At 74.3% G+C, this 19,406-nt stretch carries 21 protein-coding genes and 1 pseudogene; 11 read left to right on the top strand and 11 right to left on the bottom strand.

Going from position 1 to position 19,406, the window contains the following annotated elements:
- Positions 1-3 precede the first annotated feature (3 nt).
- On the bottom strand, positions 4-777 hold the full coding sequence (locus tag Ae150APs1_RS05635; protein ID WP_010241742.1) for an IclR family transcriptional regulator: 774 nt from the start codon (positions 775-777) through the stop codon (positions 4-6).
- On the bottom strand, positions 774-2,165 hold the full coding sequence (xylB, locus tag Ae150APs1_RS05630) for a xylulokinase (protein WP_075296246.1): 1,392 nt from the start codon (positions 2,163-2,165) through the stop codon (positions 774-776). The genes Ae150APs1_RS05635 and xylB overlap by 4 nt, the downstream gene beginning before the upstream one ends.
- A gap of 72 nt (positions 2,166-2,237) precedes the next feature.
- On the opposite strand from xylB, the gene Ae150APs1_RS05625 reads away from it, so the two are divergent.
- Positions 2,238-2,429 carry a hypothetical protein gene (locus Ae150APs1_RS05625; RefSeq protein ID WP_075296244.1) on the top strand — a complete coding sequence of 64 codons (192 nt, stop codon included), beginning with the start codon at positions 2,238-2,240 and terminating at the stop codon, positions 2,427-2,429.
- A 45-nt stretch (positions 2,430-2,474) separates the two neighbouring features.
- Here the strand turns inward: Ae150APs1_RS05625 and Ae150APs1_RS05620 are convergent, their stop codons facing one another.
- Entirely contained in the window at positions 2,475-3,923 is a 1,449-nt protein-coding gene (locus Ae150APs1_RS05620) for a cytochrome P450 (RefSeq protein ID WP_075301717.1), read from the bottom strand.
- Between the two features lie 101 nt (positions 3,924-4,024).
- On the opposite strand from Ae150APs1_RS05620, the gene Ae150APs1_RS05615 reads away from it, so the two are divergent.
- The gene (locus Ae150APs1_RS05615) at positions 4,025-4,585 is read left to right on the top strand and encodes a TetR family transcriptional regulator (protein ID WP_075301715.1); all 561 of its coding nucleotides are present in this window, start codon (positions 4,025-4,027) and stop codon (positions 4,583-4,585) included.
- Positions 4,586-4,594: 9 nt separating this feature from the next.
- Here the strand turns inward: Ae150APs1_RS05615 and Ae150APs1_RS05610 are convergent, their stop codons facing one another.
- Complete coding sequence (locus tag Ae150APs1_RS05610; RefSeq protein ID WP_075296242.1) at positions 4,595-5,650, bottom strand: phosphotransferase family protein; 1,056 nt, start codon at positions 5,648-5,650, stop codon at positions 4,595-4,597.
- Positions 5,651-5,786: 136 nt separating this feature from the next.
- On the opposite strand from Ae150APs1_RS05610, the gene Ae150APs1_RS05605 reads away from it, so the two are divergent.
- From Ae150APs1_RS05605 to Ae150APs1_RS05590, 4 genes are read left to right on the top strand one after another with little or no spacing between them, the layout of a single operon-like run.
- Positions 5,787-6,902: an LLM class flavin-dependent oxidoreductase gene (locus Ae150APs1_RS05605; protein WP_075296240.1), complete on the top strand. Its 1,116-nt coding sequence runs from the start codon at positions 5,787-5,789 to the stop codon at positions 6,900-6,902.
- Positions 6,893-8,443 carry a long-chain-fatty-acid--CoA ligase gene (locus tag Ae150APs1_RS05600; protein WP_249266226.1) on the top strand — a complete coding sequence of 517 codons (1,551 nt, stop codon included), beginning with the start codon at positions 6,893-6,895 and terminating at the stop codon, positions 8,441-8,443. Before Ae150APs1_RS05605 ends, Ae150APs1_RS05600 begins: the two co-directional genes overlap by 10 nt.
- Positions 8,444-8,448: 5 nt before the next feature.
- Positions 8,449-9,258 (top strand): alpha/beta hydrolase, encoded by an 810-nt coding sequence (locus tag Ae150APs1_RS05595; protein ID WP_029239690.1) that lies wholly within the window; start codon positions 8,449-8,451, stop codon positions 9,256-9,258.
- A gap of 2 nt (positions 9,259-9,260) precedes the next feature.
- Positions 9,261-10,007: an SDR family oxidoreductase gene (locus Ae150APs1_RS05590; protein ID WP_249266225.1), complete on the top strand. Its 747-nt coding sequence runs from the start codon at positions 9,261-9,263 to the stop codon at positions 10,005-10,007.
- Between the two features lie 60 nt (positions 10,008-10,067).
- Here the strand turns inward: Ae150APs1_RS05590 and Ae150APs1_RS05585 are convergent, their stop codons facing one another.
- The 3 genes and pseudogenes from Ae150APs1_RS05585 to Ae150APs1_RS05575 all read right to left on the bottom strand — a co-directional run bounded on the left by Ae150APs1_RS05585 (position 10,068) and on the right by Ae150APs1_RS05575 (position 12,219).
- Positions 10,068-10,475 (bottom strand): nuclear transport factor 2 family protein, encoded by a 408-nt coding sequence (locus Ae150APs1_RS05585; RefSeq protein WP_075296238.1) that lies wholly within the window; start codon positions 10,473-10,475, stop codon positions 10,068-10,070.
- Between the two features lie 4 nt (positions 10,476-10,479).
- A complete protein-coding gene (locus Ae150APs1_RS05580) occupies positions 10,480-11,088 on the bottom strand; it encodes a TetR/AcrR family transcriptional regulator (RefSeq protein WP_010233322.1) in 609 nt (202 codons plus the stop codon).
- 98 nt (positions 11,089-11,186) lie between these two features.
- A pseudogene (locus Ae150APs1_RS05575) lies at positions 11,187-12,219 on the bottom strand (LLM class flavin-dependent oxidoreductase).
- Between the two features lie 177 nt (positions 12,220-12,396).
- Here Ae150APs1_RS05575 and Ae150APs1_RS05570 point away from each other — a divergent pair.
- From Ae150APs1_RS05570 to Ae150APs1_RS05560, 3 genes are all read left to right on the top strand, one after another.
- The gene (locus tag Ae150APs1_RS05570; RefSeq protein WP_075296236.1) at positions 12,397-13,701 is read left to right on the top strand and encodes a helix-turn-helix domain-containing protein; all 1,305 of its coding nucleotides are present in this window, start codon (positions 12,397-12,399) and stop codon (positions 13,699-13,701) included.
- 120 nt (positions 13,702-13,821) lie between these two features.
- Positions 13,822-14,586 (top strand): SDR family NAD(P)-dependent oxidoreductase, encoded by a 765-nt coding sequence (locus tag Ae150APs1_RS05565; protein ID WP_010229190.1) that lies wholly within the window; start codon positions 13,822-13,824, stop codon positions 14,584-14,586.
- Positions 14,586-15,881: an acyl-CoA dehydrogenase family protein gene (locus tag Ae150APs1_RS05560; protein WP_060575580.1), complete on the top strand. Its 1,296-nt coding sequence runs from the start codon at positions 14,586-14,588 to the stop codon at positions 15,879-15,881. The genes Ae150APs1_RS05565 and Ae150APs1_RS05560 overlap by 1 nt, the downstream gene beginning before the upstream one ends.
- Positions 15,882-15,897: 16 nt before the next feature.
- Here Ae150APs1_RS05560 and Ae150APs1_RS05555 read toward each other — a convergent pair whose 3' ends face one another.
- From Ae150APs1_RS05555 to Ae150APs1_RS05540, 4 genes are read right to left on the bottom strand one after another with little or no spacing between them, the layout of a single operon-like run.
- Positions 15,898-16,407, bottom strand: coding sequence for a gamma carbonic anhydrase family protein (locus Ae150APs1_RS05555; RefSeq protein ID WP_075296234.1), 510 nt, complete (start codon positions 16,405-16,407; stop codon positions 15,898-15,900).
- A 34-nt stretch (positions 16,408-16,441) separates the two neighbouring features.
- The gene (locus Ae150APs1_RS05550; protein WP_075296232.1) at positions 16,442-16,957 is read right to left on the bottom strand and encodes an O-acetyl-ADP-ribose deacetylase; all 516 of its coding nucleotides are present in this window, start codon (positions 16,955-16,957) and stop codon (positions 16,442-16,444) included.
- The gene (locus Ae150APs1_RS05545) at positions 16,954-17,727 is read right to left on the bottom strand and encodes a 5-formyltetrahydrofolate cyclo-ligase (protein WP_075296231.1); all 774 of its coding nucleotides are present in this window, start codon (positions 17,725-17,727) and stop codon (positions 16,954-16,956) included. The genes Ae150APs1_RS05550 and Ae150APs1_RS05545 overlap by 4 nt, the downstream gene beginning before the upstream one ends.
- 20 nt (positions 17,728-17,747) lie before the next feature.
- On the bottom strand, positions 17,748-18,002 hold the full coding sequence (locus Ae150APs1_RS05540; RefSeq protein WP_075296230.1) for a Rho termination factor N-terminal domain-containing protein: 255 nt from the start codon (positions 18,000-18,002) through the stop codon (positions 17,748-17,750).
- A gap of 310 nt (positions 18,003-18,312) precedes the next feature.
- Here Ae150APs1_RS05540 and Ae150APs1_RS05535 point away from each other — a divergent pair, with 310 nt between their 5' ends.
- On the top strand, positions 18,313-18,795 hold the full coding sequence (locus Ae150APs1_RS05535; protein ID WP_010229210.1) for a helix-turn-helix domain-containing protein: 483 nt from the start codon (positions 18,313-18,315) through the stop codon (positions 18,793-18,795).
- Positions 18,796-18,878: 83 nt separating this feature from the next.
- A complete protein-coding gene (locus Ae150APs1_RS05530; RefSeq protein ID WP_010229213.1) occupies positions 18,879-19,403 on the top strand; it encodes a hypothetical protein in 525 nt (174 codons plus the stop codon).
- Positions 19,404-19,406: the final 3 nt, after the last annotated feature.

Below are 19,406 nucleotides of genomic sequence, written 5' to 3'. Positions count from 1 at the left end.
CGGTCAGGACGGCGGGCGGCCACCGAGGGTCCGGGTCAGCCGGTCGGCAGCCCGGACCAGCAGCTCCACGTGCTGCTCGCACCGCTCCCGGGTGAGCCGGATCGTCGGCCCGCTGATCGTCAGCGCCGCCGCGACCGCCCCGGAGTGGTCGAAGACGGGGGCGGACAGTCCGGAGCCGCCGTCGTCGCGCTCGGCGGCGGTGATCGCGAACCCGTCGCGGCGGGTCTCGTCCACCAGTGTCCGCAGCACCGCCGGGTCGGTCACCGTGTGGTCGGTGATCGTCTCCAGCGGCCCGGACAGGACCTCGTCGGCCAGCGGTGCGTCCCACGCCAGGAGCACCCGGCCCGCCGAGCCCGTGTGCAGCGGGATGATCTTGCCGACGTGCATCTCCCGGCGCAGCGCGTGCCGGGTCTCGGCCACCGCGACGCAGACCCGGAAGCGGGTCTCGGCCCGGAACAGCGCCGCCGTCTCGCCGGTGGTGTCGCGCAGCTCGCGCAGCACAGGGCCGGCCAGGTCGAGCAGGTCGACGCCGCGGGCAGCGGCACCCGCCCAGTAGGCCATCCGGACGCCGACCCGGACCCGGTCGCCGACCCGGTCCAGCAGCCCCTCCGTGACCATGTTGGACACCAGCCGCTGCACCGTCGACGTCGGGATCCCGGTGGCCTGCTGGATCTCGCCGAGGCTGAGCACCGGGCGCTGCAGGGTGAAGGCGTCGAGGATGTCCGTGATCTTGCCGAGGACCAGGAGCGGCTTCGGCCCGGTGACCTCGGAGGTCATTCCGGGATCCGGTCCAGGAACGCCGACGCCGCCTCCCGGTAGCGCTCCCAGGCGTGCGGGGCGGGATCGGCGTCGTACCGGGCGGGCTCGGTCGCCGGGGCCCAGGACGGCGGGGTGTCGCCGCCGCGCAGCGCCCACGCCGCCTGGCGGGCCGCGCCGTCGGCGACGTACTCGCCGGGCTCCGGTACCCGCACGGGCACCTCGAAGACCTGCGCGGCGATCCGGCACACGGCTTCGGACCGGGTCGCGCCGCCGACCAGCGTCACCCCGGACACCGAGACGCCCTGCTCGCGCAGCGCCTCCAGGCCGACCCGCTGCGCGTAGAGCATTCCCTCGACCGCCGCCCGGGCCAGGTTCTCCCGGGTCCCGGAGGCGAGGGTCCAGCCGTGCAGCGAGCCGGTGGCGTCCGGCAGGTTCGGCGTCCGCTCGCCCTCGAGGTAGGGGACGACGACGAGGCCGCCCGCCCCCGGCTCCGCGGCCAGCGCCAGCTCGCCGAGCTCGGCGTGGTCGACGCCGAGCAGCCGCCGGGTCGCGTCGAGCACCCGGGACGCGTTGAGCGTGCAGACCAGCGGCAGGTAGGCGCCGGTCGCGTCGGAGAACCCGGCGACGATCCCCGACGGGTCCTGCGCCCGCGTCGCCGACCGGGCGAACACGGTGCCCGACGTCCCGAGCGAGACGACGACGTCGTCGCCGGCGTCGACCCCCAGCCCGGCGGCGGCGTTGTCGCCGGCCCCCGCGCCGACGCGGATCCCGCCGGGGCCCTCGACGGACTCGGCCGGGCCGAGGACCCTGGGCAGCGCCGGTGTGGCACCGAAGCCGCGTTCGAGCAGGTCCGTGCGGTAGCCGGCGCCGTCGTAGTAGCCGGTGCCGGACGCGTCGGAGCGGTCGGTGGCCAGCTCGTCCAGTCCGGCCGCGCCGCGCAGCCGCCAGGTCAGCCAGTCGTGCGGCAGGCACACCGCCGCCGTGCGGGCGGCGTTGTCCGGCTCGTGCTCGGCGAGCCAGCGCAGCTTCGTCAGGGTGATCGAGGCGACCGGGACGACGCCGGTCGCCTCCGCCCAGCCACCGGCCCCGAGCTCCTCGGTGAGTGCGGTCGCGGCCGGGGCGGAGCGGGTGTCGTTCCACAGCAGCGCGTCACGGACGACCTCACCGCCGGAGTCGAGGCAGACCATCCCGTGCTGCTGGCCCGCGACCGACAGCGCCTCGACGCCGTCGAGACCGCCGGCGTCGGCGAGGGCCTCCTGCAGCGCGTCCCACCAGAACCGCGGGGCGATCTCGGTCCCGTCCGGGTGCGAGGCCCGGCCGGACCGGACGAGCTCGCCGGTGTCCGCGTCGCGGACGACGACCTTGCAGGACTGGGTGGAGGAGTCCACCCCGAGCACCAGTGCCATGCCCCCCAGCCTGCCACGGAGATCCCGGCGCGGCGGGCGGCACGCGGTCGCCGGCGGTGCCAGGCTGGACCCATGAGCGACGAGGAATGGTTCTACTGCCTGAAGCACAACACGGTGGAGCCGAAGGACGGCTGCCGCGCCGCCGACCGGCTCGGCCCCTACCCGGACCGCGAGACCGCGGCCCGCGCGCTGGAGCTCGCCCGCGAGCGGACCGAGGCCGAGGACCGCAAGGACCGCCGGTGGAGCAGCGGGGACGGCGAGTAGGCGCTTCGCGCTCGTGAGTGGAAAACACGGCCCTGACCGCGTTTTTCACTCACGGGCGCGCAGCGCCACAGGAATCCCGCCCACCGGCACCGGCAGCGAGGTGTTGTCCCAGCGCAGCCGGTAGCCCGGGTCGACGGTCCACCGGTACCGCCGCAGCATCTCGTGCAGGACCGCGGTCACCTCCAGCGTGCCGAAGTGCAGGCCGATGCACTTGTGCACGCCGCCGCCGAACGGGATCCAGGCGTCGCGGTCGGACCGGTCCTCGCGCCGGTCCGGGCCGAACCGGTCGGGGTCGAAGCGCTCCGGGTCGGTCCAGCAGGAGCGGTCGTAGTGGTTCACCGCCTGGGCGACGACGACCCGGGTGCCCGCCGGCACGTGGTGCCCGGCGACCGTGGTGTCACGCACCGCGGTGCGCATGACGACCGGGACCGGCGCGTCCATCCGGAGCGCCTCCTTGATCACCAGGTCCAGCCCGGTGAGCGAGCGCAGGTCCGCGACGGTCGGCACGGCGTCGCCGAGCCGCTCCGCGAGCGCGTCGGACTCGGCGCGGCAGCGCTCCTGCCACTCCGGGTTCCGCGCCAGGTGGTGCGCGGCGGCGGCCGCGGTCGTCGTCGACGTGTCGTGCGCCGCCATCATCAGGAAGATCATGTGGTTGACGACGTCGTCGTCGGAGAACGCCTCGCCGTCGTCGGTGCGGGCGTGGCAGAGCGCGGAGAACAGGTCGGTGCCCTCGCCGGTCCGCTTCGCGTCCAGGTTGGACCGGAACCAGTCCTCCAGAAGCGCGCGGCCCTGCAGCCCGCGCCGCCACCGTGTCCCGGGGAGGTCCTTGCGCACGAACGAGTTCGCCGCCCGGACGCAGTCCACGAACGCCCGGTTCACCGCCTCGGCCTCCGGGCCGGAGCGGGCGTCCATGAAGACCGACTGGGCGACGTCCAGGGTCAGCCGCTTCAGTGCCGGGTAGAGGCGCATCCGCGACGGCCACTGCGGCATCACCTCGCGCAGCACCGGGGTGGTGGCGGCGACGTAGCTCTCGATCCGGGCCGGGGTGAACGCCTCCTGCATGATCCGCCGGTGGGCCCGGTGCTCGTCGAAGTCGAGCAGCATCAGGCCGCGGTGGAAGAACGCGTCGACGGTCGCCCGCCAGCCCTCCTGGGAGAACGCCTTGTCCCGGTTGACCAGCACCTCGCGGGTCGCGGCCGGCCCGGTGACGACGATCGCCCGCCCGGCGGGGGAGCGCATCCACCACACCGGGCCGAGCGCCTCGGTCCGGGCCCGGGTGAAACGGTGTCCGAACCGGACGTAGGCCAGCGCGTGGCCGAGCAGCGGCAGGCCGTCGTCGCCGGGGACCTCCCTGGTGTCCCCGGGGGCCGGGCCGAACGGCGCGGGCATGCGGCCCTCGGCGCCGGTGCTGAGCAGCGCGTCGTCCAGCCGGTCGGGGGCGGGCAGGGTGAGCACCGACGACCAGCGCTCGCGTGCGTGCTGCACCAGGCTCACGGGGGGTGCCTCCTCGCGTTCGACCACCGTGTCGGACCTCAAGTTAGACACTTCTTCCGAAACTGTCCAGGAGCTGGACATGGCATGCCATGATGTCCGCGATGGAACGGCGGACGATGGCGCGGCGGGCGCGCGACGAGCTGCGGGACGAGGTGCTCGACGCCGCCGAACGGCTCGCCGTCGCGGGGGAGCGGCCCTCGATGCCCGAGCTCGCCCGCCGGGTCGGCGTCAGCAGGCAGACCCTCTACAGCGAGTTCGGCGACCGGGACGGCCTGGCCGCCGCGCTGGTCCTGCGGGCCACCGGCCGGTTCCTCGACCGCATCGAGACCGCGCTCGACGGGGAGGACGACCTGCACGCCGCATGGGTCGCGGCCGTCGGCGCGGCGCTGACGGAGGCCGCGGAGAACCCGCTGGTGAAGGCCCTGCTGACCGGTGCGCCGTCGGCGTTCGGGAGCCAGTCTGGGCCCATCGTCGCCGCCGCGGCCGACCGGGCGGCCGGGTACCTGCGCCGGGTCCGGCCCGGAGCCGCGGACGGCACCGTCCGGCTCGCCGCGCAGACCGCCGCCCGGCTCACCGTCAGCCACCTGGTCCTGCCGCCCGGGCCCGCGGAGCGCTCCGCGGAGGACATCGCCACCGTCGTCGTCCGGCTGCTGGGGGAGTGAGCCGGACCGTCAGCGGGCGAGCGGCGCGACCCGCTCCAGGGTCCGCACGGCGGCGTCGTGCAGGTGCTGCCCGACGTCCGGGTCGGCCTGGCCGGCGAGCGCGCGGGCGTGCGTCCCCTCGATGACGATCGCGAACTTGAACCCGGCGAGGACGGTGTACCAGTCGACGGCCGACGGCTCCCGGTCCCCGGCGTCCGCCCAGGCCCCGACGAGCTCGTCCCGGCCGGGGAGCCCGCCCGCGGCGGCCAGCGCGGCCCCGGTCAGCGGGTCCGGCCCGCCGTCCGGCCAGGTCACGAGCAGCCAGCCCAGGTCGAGCAGCGGGTCGCCGACCGTGCACATCTCCCAGTCCACGATCGCCGCGACCCGGGGCCGCACGGGATCGAGCAGCAGGTTGTTGAGGTGGTAGTCGCCGTGCACCAGGCCCGGGGGCGACGGCGGCGGGCGGTGCGCCTCCAGCCACCGCGCGAGTTCCGCGACGTGCGGGAGCCGGTTCCCGCCGTACTCCGGGATCCGGTCGTAGGACGCCAGGTGGTCGAGCCACCGCGGCACCTGGCGCTCGAGGAAACCGTCGGGCCGCCCGAGGTCGCCGAGCCCGATCGCCTCGTGGTCGACGGCGGCGAGGCGGGCGAGCGCGGTGGCGGTGTCCGTCGCGGCGGCGGCGCGGGCGGCCGCGTCGTCGCGGTACAGGGCGCCGACCGTCGCACCCGGATTGTCCCCGTCGACGGCCTCCATCAGGTAGAAGACGACGCCGAGCACGCTCTCGTCGGTGCAGCCCGCGACGAACCCGGGGTGCGGCACGTCGGTGCCGGCGAGCGCCGACAGCACCCGCATCTCGCGGGCCAGCGTCGCGTTGCTGGCGGGCCGGGGGTGCTCGGGCGGCCGGCGCAGGACGAGGTCGCGGCCGCCCCAGTCCAGGCGCAGCACCACGTTCTGGGTGCCGCCCCCGATCCGCTCGACGGCGGAGACCGGGCCGTCCGGCAGACCGGCCTCTCGTCCCCAGCCGGCGACCGCCGCCAGGTCGACGAGGTCGCGGGGGAGCCAGTCGGGCTGTGTCGTCGTCGGCACGTCAGCGAGGTTACGGCCCGCGGGCCCGCACGTCGCGGGACCGGCGCCGACCCGGCCCCGGGGCGTTGAAGGAGTCCACAACGACCACCACGGGAGCGGAGTGACAGCGGTCACCCCCGGACGCCAGGGTGCCGCCATGACCAGCACGCACGAGACGCCCGCCCGCACCGGACCGGCCTTCGGGCTCTGGTACGACTTCCGCGACCCCGACCCCGACCCCGACCCCGACCCCGACCCCGACCCCGACCCCGACCCCGACCCCGACCCCGACCCCGACCCCGACCCCGGCCGTCCGTTCGGGGCGTTCTACGCGGAGGTGCTGGACCAGATCTCGTGGGCCGAGCAGCGGGGACTCGACTCCGTCTGGCTGACCGAGCACCACTTCTGCGACGACGGGTACAGCCCGTCGCCGTTCGTCCTCGGGTCCGCGATCGCGCAGCGGACGTCCCGCATGCGGATCGGGACCAACCTCATCGTCTCGCCGCTGCACGACCCGGTGCGGCTCGCCGAGGACGCGTCGACCCTGTCACTGCTCTCCGGCGGCCGGTTCGACCTCGGCGTCGGGCAGGGCTACTGGGCCCGCGAGTTCGACGCGTTCGGCAGGACGCTCACCCACCGGCCCAGCCTGCTGGAGGAGGGGGTCGAGCTGATCCGCCACGCGTGGTCGGGATCGGCGGAGGGCTACCGGGGGAGGCGCTACACGCTCCCGCCGCTGCCCGTGACGCCGGTCCCCGAGACACCGCCGCAGCTGCTGGTCGGCGCGATGGCCGACGTCGCGATCGAGCGGGCCGCGCGGATCGCCGACGGGTTCCTGTCCACCCAGAACGCCCACCACCGCAGCTACCTCGACGCGGTGCAGCGGCTCGGCCGGCCGGTCGACGACGCCGCGATCTACGCCGGTCAGTGGGCGATCGTCGCCGACGACCCCGAGCGCGTCTGGTCCCGGATCGGGGAGCACGCGCTGTACCAGCTCAACGAGTACATCTCCTGGGGCGCGTTCGGACCGCCGGAGAGCACACCGAGGTTCACCGACCCGGCGCAGATCATCGAGGCGGGCGCGTACCAGCTGATGGACGCCGAGGCCGCGACCACCCACTTCACCGAGCTGCTGCGCGGGACGCCGCAGATCCGGGACGTGCACTTCTGGGCGATGCTGCCCGGCGAGCCGGTCGAGAGCGGCTCCGAGCGCATCGCCTACCTCGCCGACAAGGTCGTCCCGGCGGTGCGGGAACGGCTGCGGGCGTGGCCGTGACCCAGTTGCTGATCACCGAGTTCGCCGACCGGGCCCGGCAGCAGCATCCCGGGCGGCCGATCGTCGGCTACGAGCACGGCGAGGAGGTGCTCCGCTACGACTACGGCCGCTACCACGACCGGGTCGTGCGGCTGGCGGGTGCGCTGCGCCGGCTGGGGGTGCGGCCGGGCGACCGGGTCGGGTCGCTGTGCTGGAACCACCACCGTCACCTGGAGCTCTACGCCGCGGTGCCGCTGGCCGGGGCGGTGCTGCACACCCTCAACCTGCGGCTGTCCGCGGAGGAGATCGCCTACATCGCGGGGCACGCCGACGACCGGCTGATCGTCGCCGACGACGACCTGGTGCACCTGCTCGACGGCGTCCGGCCGGAGCTGGGCGTCGTCGGCTCCGGTGCCGAGTACGAGGAGCTGGTCGCGCAGGGACCCGCAGTGACCGGGGCCCCGGAGCGGTCCGAGCACGACCTGGCCGTGCTCTGCTACACGTCCGGGACGACCGGGCGCCCGAAGGGCGTCGGCTACACCCACCGCGGCCTCTACCTGCACACCTTCGGCGCGTGTCTGGCCGACGGGCACGCGATCTCCGCCCGCGACACCGTGCTGCACGTGGTGCCGCTGTTCCACGCGAACGCCTGGGGCGTGCCGTTCGCGGCCACCATGGCCGGGGCGGCGCAGGTGCTGCCCGGCCCGCACCCGACCGTCGCGGAGATCGCGTCGATCGTGCAGCGCGAGCGGGTCACCTACCTCGGCATGGTCCCCACGGTCGCGACCGACCTGCTGGAGCACGTGCGCACCCACGGGACCGACGTCTCCTCGGTCCGCGCGCTCGTCCTGGGCGGGTCGACGCCGTCGACCGCCCTGATCCGCGCGTGGGACGAGCTCGGCGTCCCGGTGTTCCAGGGCTGGGGGATGACCGAGATCTCGCCGATGGCGACCTTCACCCGCGATCCCGACCCGCCCGGCGACGACGAGGAGCGGTACCGGAGGATCCGCAGCCAGGGCCGGCTGCTGCCCGGCCTGCAGTGGCGGATCGTCGACGACGAGGGCACGGAGCTGCCCCGTGACGGCGTCGCGTCCGGCGAGCTGCTGGTCCGCGGGCCGTGGGTCGCGACCTCCTACTACCTGGGAGAGGCGCCCGAACGCTTCGTCGACGGCTGGCTGCGGACCGGCGACGTCGCCACCATCGATCCCGCGGGGCGGTTGCGGATCGTCGACCGGGCGAAGGACCTGATCAAGAGCGGGGGCGAGTGGATCAGCTCGGTCGCGCTGGAGCAGGCACTGCTCGACGATCCCGACGTCGCCGAGGCGGCCGTCGTCGCGGTCCCGCACCGCCGGTGGCAGGAGCGCCCGCTCGCCGTCGTCGTCCTCCACGCCGGACGGGACGCGACCGGCGGAGAGGTGCTCACCCGGCTGGGCACCCGGGTGCCGCGGTGGTGGCTGCCCGAGGACGTCGTCCCGGTCGACGCCCTGCCCCGCACGAGTGTCGGCAAGACGGACAAACGGCGGCTGCGCTCGCAGTACGCCGGCACCGACGAGAAGGAGTGATCCACATGGCGTTCCTCGAGGTGGAGGACGGCAAGCGGGTGTACTACGAGCACCACGCGGGACCGGGGCGCCCGGTCGTGCTGGTGCACGGCTGGGCCGCGGACGCGCACTGCTGGGACACGACCCTCCCGGCGCTGCTCGCCGCCGGGCACTCGGTCACCGTCCTCGAGCACCGGGCGTGCGGCCGGTCGGACAAGGACATCGCCGACACCTCGATCGGCGCGATCGCCTCCGACGTCGTCGCGCTCGTCGAGCACCTCGGGCTGCGCGAGCCGGTGCTGAACGGCTGGTCGCTGGGCGGCGCGGTCGTCGTCGAGGCCGCCCGGCGGCTCGGGGCGAACCTGGGCGGGCTGGTGCTGACCGGCGGGGCGACCCCGCGCTACACCGCCGCGGAGGGCTGGCCGCACGGCGGCACCCCGGACGACGTCGAGGGCGTGCTGGCCGGGCTGGCCGTGGACCGGCCGGGCACCTTCCGGGCGGTCGCCGACGCGGTGTGCGCGAAGGAGGTGGGGGAGCCGGTCGTGCAGTCGATCTGGCTGGCGTTCCTGGCCTGCGGGCCGGGCGCCGACCGCACGCTGCGCGACCTCGCCCACATCGACCAGCGGGAGATCCTGCCGGCCATCGACCGTCCGGTCCTGCTGCTGTCCGGCCGGGAGGACGGGTTCGTCCCGTTCGACGCCGTGGCCGCGTCGCGCACCCTGTTCCGCGACGCCCGGCTGGTCGAGTTCGGCGGCGTTGGCCACGCGCCCATGCTGGAGGACGGCGAGACCTACCGCGCCGAGCTGCTGGGCTTCCTGGCGGGCCGGGAGGCCTGAGGGTGGGACGGATCTGGGTGGTCACCGGCGGTACCCGCGGGATCGGCCGCGCCGTCGTCGACCGCGCGCTCGGCGAGGGCGACACCGTCCACGTGCTGGCCCGCACGGTCGATCCCGCGGACTGGCCGGTGGCGGTGCGGGACCGGGTGGTAGGCGTCCCCGTCGACGTCGCCGACGCCGGCTCGGTCGAACGGGCCGTCGCCGCCGTCGAGGAGGTCTCGGGTGCGGTCGACGTCGTCGTGCAGGCGGCGGGGGTGCACCGCGGGGGCCGGATCGACCGGCTCGGCGACGAGGCGTGGGACGAGGTGCTGACCACCAACCTCACTGGGGCGTTCCGGGTCGCGCGGGCCACCCGCCGGCTGCTCTCCGACGGCGGCTGCGTGGTCAACATCGGGGCGGTCGTCGGGCTCCGCGGCTATCCCGGCGACGCCGCGTACGGGTCGGCGAAGGCGGGCCTGTCCGGTCTCACCAGCACGCTCGCGATCGAGCTGGCGCCGTACGGCGTGCGGGTCAACCTGGTCGTCCCGGGGTTCGTGGACACCGACATGACGGCCGGGATCCCGGAGGGGTCCCGCCGGACCGTCGTGGACGGCATCCCGATGGGACGGCCGGGACGGCCGGAGGAGATCGCCGACGTCGTCTGGATGGTGGCGGGCGCGAGCTACATGACGGGCTCGACGGTCGCCGTCGACGGCGGCCTGCTGGCCTCGTTCGGCGCGCCGCGCACCCGGCGGTCCGGCCGCGGCTGAGTGCCCCCCGGCACGACGGTGCCCCGCAGCGCGCAGCTGCGGGGCACCGTCGTCGTGGGGTCAGGGGGTGACGAACACCGCGGTCGTGTGCTCGGTGTCCAGGTACTCCTTCACCGACGAGATCTTCCCGTCCCGCACGGTGAACAGGAAGTGGTACAGGTTGTTGTAGACGCGGCCGTTGCGCAGCTCGGTGTAGGACTCGGTCTCCACCGCGACCCGGTCGCCCTCGGCGGTGAAGGCCAGCGGCGTCAGCCGGATCGCCCCGCTGGTCGTGGACTCGGTGATCCCGGACACCATGTCCTTGAACCCGGCCCTGTCCTTGGTCCCGGAGATGCCGGGGATGGTCCCCGCGACCCACCAGGTCGCGTCGTCGGTCATCCGGGACAGGATGCCGTCGACGTCGCCGCTGGTGAACACCTCCATGAACTCGGTGACGGTCTGCTTGTTGCGCTCTTCGGGAGTGCTCACGAACTCACCTCTTCGACAGCTGGCGGACGACCATGTCCGCGTACCGCTCCGCGATCTCCTCGATCGGCAGCCGGCCGGACGGGTCGAACCACTCGTTGGGTCCGTTGATCAGGTCGAGCAGGGCCAGGGTCGCCAGCCGGGGGTCCGGGCAGTGGAACTCGCCCGCCTCGACGCCCTCGGCGAGATGCCGGGCGATCCGGCGCTGGTAGTCACGGCGGTAGGACTGGACGGCCTCCAGGTGCTCCGGCGACAGGGCGCGGAGCTCCCGGCCGGCGACCCACCAGGCGTCGCGGTTGGCGCCGATGTGCAGGACGTGCGCCCGCACCAGCCGGGCCAGTCGCTCGCCGTGGCCGCCGGCGCCGTCGAGGAGCGGCATCTGCTCGACGATCATGTCGCGGTCGACGACGTAGATCGCGTGGAGCAGCAGCTCCTCCTTGTTGCGGAAGTGGTGGTAGAGCGACGCCGCCTGCATCCCGGCGGCGTCGGCGAGCGCGCGCATGCCCACGCCGTGGTAGCCGTGCTCGCGGAACATCCGGCTGGCCAGGGCCACGATCTCGGCCTTGCGGCTCCCGTGCCGGGCGGGCCCGCGGTGCGCACCCCGATCGGCGTCCATGACCGGAGACCCTGTCATCGCCCCCACCTCCACCGGGCACCGGGACGGCGGACGTGCCGGTGCACGGCCTGCCGGTCCCGCGTACCCCGTCGCACTCCTCAGGCCGGGACCGCGGTCGTCACGCCCATCTTCTGCAGCTCCGGGACCACCTTCTCGCCGAAGAGCCTCAGGCTGGCCCGCACCTTGTCGAAGGGCAACCCGGCGAACGACGGCGCCACGTTCGGCTGGTGGTCGCCGAACAGCTCGACCCGGCGGCGGTACTTCTCGACGATCTGCTCGGGGGTGCCCCAGATCTGGGTGTCGGCGTAGCCCGAGGCGGCGGCCTCCATCCCGGCCTCGCGGATCATGTCGGCACCCACCTGGTAGGCCTCGTAGCCCTTGGTCTCCCGCCAGTGCTTCCCGGCGAAGTCGTAGTGCTTGACCACCGACAGGAAGTAGCGCGACAGGTACTCGCGGGCGGTCCGCTCGGCGACCTCCGGGTCCTCGTGGCAGTAGATGAAGTCCTTGGGTGAGCACCGGGCCCGGCTCGGTGCCGTGCTCGCTGCGGTAGCACTCGCGGTAGCGCTCGATGGCCGGGACGTGCTGCTCGGCCGGATACTGCATGAAGGTCATCATCCGGGCGCCGACCTTGGCCACCGCGGGCACCGAGTCCGGGGACATCGCGACGCCGTACAGCCGGTCCGACCAGTCCCGGCCCGCCTCGGGTGCGGGGCGGACGTCGACCCGGGGCTGGCGGTAGAACGGGCCGTCGTTCTCGACGTAGCCGTTCCGCAGCCCGGCCAGGATCAGCGGTGCCGCCTCGTCGAACCGGCCGCGGGACGCGTTCATGTCCTGGCGGAAGCCCTCGTACTCCATCTTCGCCAGGCCCCGGCCCATACCGAAGATCGCCCGGCCACCGGAGAGGATGTCGAGCATCGTGACCTTCTCGACGACCCGCAGCGGGTCGTTCCACGGCAGGATCACCGCCCCGGTGCCCAGCTTGATCCGGCTCGTCCGGGCGGCCAGGTAGGTCATCAGCTGCAGGTTGTCCGGGCACATCGAGTAGTCGTCGAAGTGGTGCTCGGCCGCCCACACGGAGTCGAAGCCGAGCTCCTCGGCGAGTACTCCGAGCTCCGTCTCCTGGCGGAACATCTCCGCGTCGCTGAGGTCCTCGTGCCAGTTCTGGAAGACAAGCAGGACACCGACATCCATGGCGGTTCGCCTCTCTCGAAGGGGTCTCGGGACGGGGTTGCCTAACGAACGTTAGGGCTACGATGGTAGTGCGGTGGATCACAGCGGGTCAAGGCACCGACGGAGGTGACGGGGACCATGGCAACCCCTCTCGGGACCGGGCCGCCGCCCGTCCGCAGGCCCGGTCCGGTCCTCGTCCCCGAACCGTCCGATCCGCTCCCCCGGTTGCTCGCCGGGTTGTCGGCGGCGGTGCTGTCCGGTGTGGACGACGAGCGGCTCGTCGACCGGGTGTCCGGCCTGCTCGGTCTCCCCGTGACGCTGCGGCGCCCCGATCTCCGGGTGCGAACCTGGGCGGCACCCACCGCCTTCCGGCTCGACGCCCCGCCCGCCCTGCCCTCCTCGGTGCTCGGGACACCGGGGGTGTCCCGGCTCGGTCCCGGGTGGCCGTCGGTGGTGCTGCCGCCGGATCCGGTGCACGGCCCGGCCCGCCGGCACCTGCTGGCGGTGCTCGTCGCGGAGGGCGCGGTCGCCGGGTATCTCGACGTCGGTGAGCTCGGCCGGGCGCTGCGGCCGTCCGACGCGCAGGTCGCCGAGCAGGCCGCCGCGGTCCTCTCGGTCCGGCTCGCGGGCGAGGCCCGCACCGAGCGGGCGATCGCCCGCAACCGCGACGACGTGCTCGCGGACCTGCTCCGCGGCACCCGGCCCGAGCCGGACCTGCGCCGGCTCGCCGGGCAGGTGGGACTGGACCTGGACACCGGCCACGTCCTGCTGCGCTTCCCGGTGGCACCCGGGCGGTCCGCGTCCGGGAGCCGCGACGCCGTCGTCGCCGCGGCGGGGGCCGCGCTCGGGGCCGCGCCGCCGGTGCTCGTCGAGCCGGACGCCGTCGTCGGGCTGGTGGCGCTGTCGCCCGACCCGTCGCCGGGCGAGCTCCGGTCGCTGCACCGGAGCCTGCTCGAGGGGCTCGACGCCGTCGTGGCGGCGACAGGGGTCCGGCGGATCGTCGTGTCCGGCGCCGTCCGCGAGATCGGCGGCTTCCCGGCTGCCCTGGCCGAGACCCGCGAGGTCGACGGGATCGCCGGCGCGCTCGGCGGCGCCGCGGACGTCGTCGCGGTGACCGAGCTCAGCACCCTGCGCCTGGTCGTCAACGCGGACCGGGCCGGGGTCGCGGTCCGCTTCGCCGAGCAGTACCTGGGCCCCCTGCGGCGCAACGACGAGTCCTCCGGCGGCGACCTCGTCGAGACGCTGCGCCGCTACCTGGCCGCCGGGGCGCAGGTCCGGGCGGCCGCCAAGGAGCTCGGCGTGCACGAGAACACCGTGCGGTACCGGCTGGGCCGGATCGAGCACCTCACCGGCCTGGACACCCGTCGCTTCGACGCGTTGCTCGCCGCCCAGCTGGCGTTCCAGGTCGACGGCCTGGCCACCGCGGGCCTCGGCGTCCCGTGAGCCGCTGGAGACCTCGACAACGCCCGCATCCGCGTCCCGTTGTCCGCACCCGGCGCCGTTCCTAGTGTCCCGGCCCGGCCCATCCGCCCCATCGCCCCGCACCCACCGGAGGACACCGCCATGACCGTCGAGGACACGCTGCAGGACCGGGTCGCGATCGTGACCGGCGCGGCACAGGGCATCGGCCGCGCCACGGCGCTGCGGCTCGCCGCCGAGGGCGCGGTCGTCGCCTGCGCCGACATCCAGGACTGCGCCGGGACCGTGGCGCTCGCGGAGAAGGAGGGCGGCCGGGCGGTCGCGGTGGAGCTGGACGTGCGCCGGGCCGCGGACTGGGAGGGTGCGGTCGCCGGGCTGGTCGCCGAGCACGGCCGGATCGACCTGCTCGCCAACGTCGCGGGCGTGGTGAACCTGCTCAGCCCGGACACCGTCGTCGGGCTCACCGAGGACGCCTGGGACGTCGTGATCGACACCGATCTCAAGGGCGTCTGGCTCGGGATGCGGGCGGTGATCCCCGCGATGGTCGACGCCGGTGGGGGCCGGATCGTCAACATCGCCTCCATGGCGGCGCTGCGCGGGCTACCGAATCTGGCCTCGTACTCCGCGGCCAAGGGCGGGGTGGTCGGCCTGACCCAGCAGGCCGCGTTCGAGTACGCCGACCAGGGCGTGCTGGTCAACGCCATCGCACCGGGGACGATCGACACCCCGATCCTGGCCGGGATCACCGACGAGATGCGCGCGGCGAACGCCGACGCCCACCTCGTGCGCAGGCTCGGCCGCCCGGACGAGATCGCCGCGATGGTGGCGTACCTGTTCCGCGAGGGCTCCTTCCAGACCGGCATCACGTTCCCGGTGGACGGCGGCTGGGCGGCCAAGGGCAACTTCTGATGTGGGACTTCTCGACCGACCCCGACTACCAGGCGACGCTCGACTGGGTCGACGCCTTCGTGCGCGACGAGATCGAGCCGCTCGACCTCGTCCTGGGCGACCCGTACGACAAGACCGACGCCACGGCACGACGGTTGGTGCGCCCGCTGCAGCAACAGGTCCGTGAGCGCGGGCTCTGGGCCGCCCACCTGGGCCCCGAGCTCGGGGGGCAGGGCTACGGCCAGGTCCGGCTGGCGCTGCTCAACGAGCTGCTCGGCCGGTCCCGGTGGGCGCCGACGGTCTTCGGCTGCCAGGCGCCGGACTCGGGCAACGCCGAGATCCTCGCCCGGTTCGGCACGCCCGCGCAGAAGGAGCGCTACCTGCAGCCGCTCCTCGACGGCGAGATCTCGTCCTGCTACTCGATGACCGAGCCGCACGCCGGGGCCGACCCGACGCTGTTCACCACACGCGCCGTCCGCGACGGCGACGACTGGGTGATCGACGGCGAGAAGTGGTTCTCCTCGAACGCCCGGCACGCCGCGTTCGTGATCGTGATGGCGGTGACCGACCCGGACGCCGCACCGCACGACTCGATGTCGATGCTCATCGTGCCGCGGGAGACCCCGGGCCTGGAGATCGTGCGGGACGCGGGCGTCGGCACCGAGTCACCCGAGCACTCCAGCCACGCCTACCTGCGCTACTCGGGCGTGCGCGTCCCGGCGGATCACCTGCTCGGGGAACGCGGGCGCGCGTTCGCGATCGCACAGACCCGGCTCGGCGGCGGGCGCATCCACCACGGGATGCGCACGATCGCCCAGATGCGGCGGGCGTTCGATCTGATGCGGGAACGGGCGGTCTCCCGGACCACCCGGCACGGGCGGCTCGCCGACCTGCCGTCCACCCAGGACGCGGTCGCGGAGAGCTGGATCGACCTGGAGCAGTTCCGGCTCCTGCTGCTGCGCACGGCGTGGCTGATCGACCGGCACCAGGACTACCGGGCGGTCCGCGCGGACATCGCCGCGGTGAAGGTGGCGATGCCGCGGGTCTACCACGACGTCGTGCAGCGCGCGATGCACCTGCACGGTGCGCTCGGCATCTCCAACGAGATGCCGTTCGCCGCGATGATGGTCGACGCCCAGGTCATGGCGATCGCCGACGGCCCGACCGAGGTGCACCGCCGGACGCTGGCCCGCGGGCTGCTCCGTGACGTCGAGCCGGGGGAGCCGCTGTTCGGCTCGGGGCACCTGCCGACCCGTACCGAGGCGGCCCGGGCGCACGTCGCCGCCCGGCTCGAGCACGAGGTCGCGAACGCGTGAGGTGCGCCCGGGGCCGCTAGCGGGTGGCGTCGCGGTGCAGACCGAGCAGGTGGACGTAGGCGGCCGCCGACAGCGGGATCGAGTCCCGCTCCTGCTCGGTCAGCTCGCGGCGCACCTTCCCCGGCACTCCCGCGACGAGCGACCCGGGCGGCACGACCGTGCCCTGGGTGAGCACCGCCCCGGCCGCGATCAGCGACCCGGCGCCGACCTCGACGCCGTTCATGAGGACGGCGCCCATCCCGACCAGCACGTCGTCGCCGACCGTGCAGCCGTGGACGACCGCGCGGTGGCCGACGGTGACGCCGTCGCCGATCGTCGCGGGGAAGCCGGGATCGGCGTGGACGACGCAGCCGTCCTGCAGGTTGGACCGGGTCCCGATGCGGATCGGGGCGACGTCGGCCCGGACGACGGTGGTGTACCAGACGCCGGACTCCGCGCCGACCGTCACGTCGCCGGCGAGGACGGCGCCGGGGGCCACCCAGGCGTCGGGGTGGACGTCGGGGGAGTGGCCGTCGATCTCGATCACGGGAGCTCTCCGGGTGGGGTCGGGGACGGGGTTCTCAGGTACCGGCGGCGGCCCGGAAGGCCTGCAGCACGTCGTCGCCGAACAGGACGAAGCGCACCTGCCGGACCGAGGTCGGGGTGTCCCGCGCGGTGGCGACGGCGATCCGTGCGGCGTCGTCGATCGGCCAGCCGTAGACGCCGGCCGACACCGCGGGGAACGCGACGGTGCCGGCGCCGAGCTCGTCGGCGATCCGCAGCGACTCACGGTAGGCGCTCGCGAGCAGGTGCGAGCGGTCCTCGGACGTCGCGTACACCGGCCCGACGGTGTGGATCACCCATCGCGCCGGGAGGTCGCCCGCTGTGGTGGCGACGGCGCGGCCGGTCGGCAGGCCGTCGGGCCAGGTGTCCGCGCGCAGCCTGCGGCACTCGGCGAGGATCGCAGGTCCGCCACGGCGGTGGATGGCGCCGTCGACCCCGCCGCCGCCGAGCAGCGACGAGTTGGCGGCGTTGACCACGGCGTCCACCGCGGCCTCGGTGATGTCCCCGCGCTCGGTCACGATCTCGGGGCTCATCGGCCCGCCTCCGTCCGGAGCCGTCCCAGCAGGGGGATGGCGTCGATCTTCTCGTCGGTCAGCGACTCCCAGACGATGCCGCCGTCCGGCCGGGTGCGCCGGTGCTGCCGGCAGTCGATCACACGGTCCGGGGTGACGACCAGGTCGACCGGGGCGTCGTGCGAGGCCCACGGGACGACGCCCGCATCGCGCAGCTGCAGCTCGTGCACGGTCGTGACGACCAGGGTGTTGTCGGAGACGAGCCCGGCCTCGCGGGCGAGCGCGAACTCCAGGTCGGCGAACCCGCCGCCCTTCCCGAGCCGGGCACCGTCGGCGCCGACGGCGACGCAGCCGGTCACCACGAGATCCACGGGTTCCAGCTCGTCGACGGCGACCCGGCGGGCCGAGCGGGTGGCGTTCGTGATCGACACCGCGCGGCGCGGCGGGTCCGCGAGGTGGTCGGGATCGAGCAGGAAGAACGGATCGTCCTCGGCGAGCCGCGGAACGGCCATGTACACCGTCTTGCCGTCCTCCAGGGCGTACTGCCGCACCGGCAGCTGCGCGGAGTCCGGGTTGGACTTGACCGTGCGGGCCGCCCGCCAGACGTCCAGCTCCCGCAGCCGCCGGGCCGCGGCCTCGGCGCCCACGAAGTTCGAGATCCGGTTGCGGGCGCCGGGGAACCGCGACGCCCTCTGCTCGGTGAGCGCGGTCCAGACCTCGTCGCGCAGGGCCGCCTTGCGCTCGAGCGTCTCCGGGTCGCCCCCGGCGTCGTGGTCGTGGCGGCGGCTCATGCCCGCGACTCTGCCACGGCTCAGTGCTCGCGCAGCGCCCGGATCAGCTCGTCCTTGCTCATGTCGGACCGGCCCTCGACACCGACCCGCTGGGCACGCGCGTAGAGCTGGTCGACGGTCATGTCCTCGTAGTCGCCGGACCCGCCGCCGCGCGCGCCGATCTCGTCCCGCCCCTCGGCGGCGGCCGCGTTGGCGATCCGGGCGGACTTCTCCTTCGAGTTGCCCTCCTCGCGGAGGCGCTCGTACATCTCGTCGTCCTTGATGCTGTCGGGCATGCCGGAGGGGTACCCGGCGGGTGGCAGCCCAACCGGCGGCCGGGCCGACCGCACCCCCCGGTGGCGGCCGGCCCGGTTCCCGCGTTCCCGCGTTTCAGCGTTTCAGCAGGGACGTTCGACCGCCCCGGACCGGGCCCGGTGTGCGGGCCCGGCTCGCGGCCGGGGTCCCCCCTGCTCACCCGTCACCGGGTCCGGTCCGCAGCGGTCGATTGCCAGCGAATTTCTGTGCACATGAATATGCTGGCGTTGTAGGGTGAATGTCAACTCCGTTCCGGGCACATCCCGGAACCGCCGATCGAGGGAGGACCGCGTGACCGGACCCGGGGAGCCGGACGGCGCCGACCACCCGGCCGCACCGACGCTCGGGGAGCGCCTGGCGCGGCTGCGGACGACCGTGCACCCGGCGGACCGCGGGCCCTACACGCTCGAGGAGGTCTCGGAGGGCATCCGGCTGCGGGGCGAGACGATCTCCCCGGCCTACCTGCACCAGCTCGAGACCGGCAGGCGCCCCAACCCGTCGCTGCAGAAGCTCGAGGCGATCGTCGGGTTCTACGGCGTGACGCTCGCCTACCTGTTCAACGACGGGGTGGCCGCCGAGATCGACGAGGAGATCGCGCTGCTGCAGGCGATCCGCGACCAGGGGGTCAAGGACATCGCCATGCGCGCACTCGATCTCGACCCGGAGTACCGCCGGTCGCTGGCGCGGATCATCCAGGAGATGGGCGACCTGCAGCAGCGCAGCGGTTCCACCGGCCGCCGCCGTCGTCGCGGTGCCGACGGACCGTCCGGATGAGACCATTCCTCCCGACCGGGGAGGTTCCGGGCCACGGCCCGCACTGCACGCGACTCGCCGCACGGCAGGCAGGGGGGAGGACCGTGCGCTACTCGACGCTGCACCGTCGCTGCGCCGCCCTCGTACACCGGCTCGACCGCGACATCGGCGGCATCCCGCGCCCGTTCGACCTGGACGAGCTGCTGGACCGGATCGAGCGCCACCGGGAGCGGCCGATCGACCTGCACGCCACCCGGATCGCGGGTGGACCGTGCGGGCTGTGGCTGCGCCGCGACGACGCCGACGTCATCGTCTATCCGGAGAACACCAGCACCGTCCACCAGACGCACATCGTCCTGCACGAGATCGGGCACATGGTGTGCGAGCACCGGGGTGCCTGCGCTCTCGACCTCGGGTCGGTGGGTGGTCTCGTCTCCCCCGAGCGGGCCCTGCTGGCCGAGCACATGCTCGCCCGCTCGACCTACGGCACGGACGACGAGCAGGAGGCGGAGATGGTGGGCACCCTGATCCGGCTCGCCGCGGAGACGCCGTCCGCCGAGCTGGTCGACGGCCGGGTCGGCGGTGACGAGTCCGGTCTCTACCGGCGCATCGCCGACCTCTTCGGCTGACGG

This window comes from Pseudonocardia sp. Ae150A_Ps1 (assembly GCF_001932315.1).
GTDB lineage: Bacteria > Actinomycetota > Actinomycetes > Mycobacteriales > Pseudonocardiaceae > Pseudonocardia.
This window is presented reverse-complemented; position numbering and strand designations above follow the sequence as displayed.

Excerpts from the sequence above, each read along its gene's own strand:
- Ae150APs1_RS05635 (WP_010241742.1), bottom strand. The coding sequence starts at position 777 with ATGACCTCCGAGGTCACCGGGCCGAAGCCGCTCCTGGTCCTCGGCAAG.
- xylB (WP_075296246.1), bottom strand. The coding sequence starts at position 2,165 with ATGGCACTGGTGCTCGGGGTGGACTCCTCCACCCAGTCCTGCAAGGTC.
- Ae150APs1_RS05625 (WP_075296244.1), top strand. The coding sequence starts at position 2,238 with ATGAGCGACGAGGAATGGTTCTACTGCCTGAAGCACAACACGGTGGAG.
- Ae150APs1_RS05615 (WP_075301715.1), top strand. The coding sequence starts at position 4,025 with ATGGAACGGCGGACGATGGCGCGGCGGGCGCGCGACGAGCTGCGGGAC.
- Ae150APs1_RS05605 (WP_075296240.1), top strand. The coding sequence starts at position 5,787 with ATGACCAGCACGCACGAGACGCCCGCCCGCACCGGACCGGCCTTCGGG.
- Ae150APs1_RS05595 (WP_029239690.1), top strand. The coding sequence starts at position 8,449 with ATGGCGTTCCTCGAGGTGGAGGACGGCAAGCGGGTGTACTACGAGCAC.
- Ae150APs1_RS05580 (WP_010233322.1), bottom strand. The coding sequence starts at position 11,088 with ATGGACGCCGATCGGGGTGCGCACCGCGGGCCCGCCCGGCACGGGAGC.
- Ae150APs1_RS05570 (WP_075296236.1), top strand. The coding sequence starts at position 12,397 with ATGGCAACCCCTCTCGGGACCGGGCCGCCGCCCGTCCGCAGGCCCGGT.
- Ae150APs1_RS05565 (WP_010229190.1), top strand. The coding sequence starts at position 13,822 with ATGACCGTCGAGGACACGCTGCAGGACCGGGTCGCGATCGTGACCGGC.
- Ae150APs1_RS05560 (WP_060575580.1), top strand. The coding sequence starts at position 14,586 with ATGTGGGACTTCTCGACCGACCCCGACTACCAGGCGACGCTCGACTGG.
- Ae150APs1_RS05550 (WP_075296232.1), bottom strand. The coding sequence starts at position 16,957 with ATGAGCCCCGAGATCGTGACCGAGCGCGGGGACATCACCGAGGCCGCG.
- Ae150APs1_RS05545 (WP_075296231.1), bottom strand. The coding sequence starts at position 17,727 with ATGAGCCGCCGCCACGACCACGACGCCGGGGGCGACCCGGAGACGCTC.
- Ae150APs1_RS05540 (WP_075296230.1), bottom strand. The coding sequence starts at position 18,002 with ATGCCCGACAGCATCAAGGACGACGAGATGTACGAGCGCCTCCGCGAG.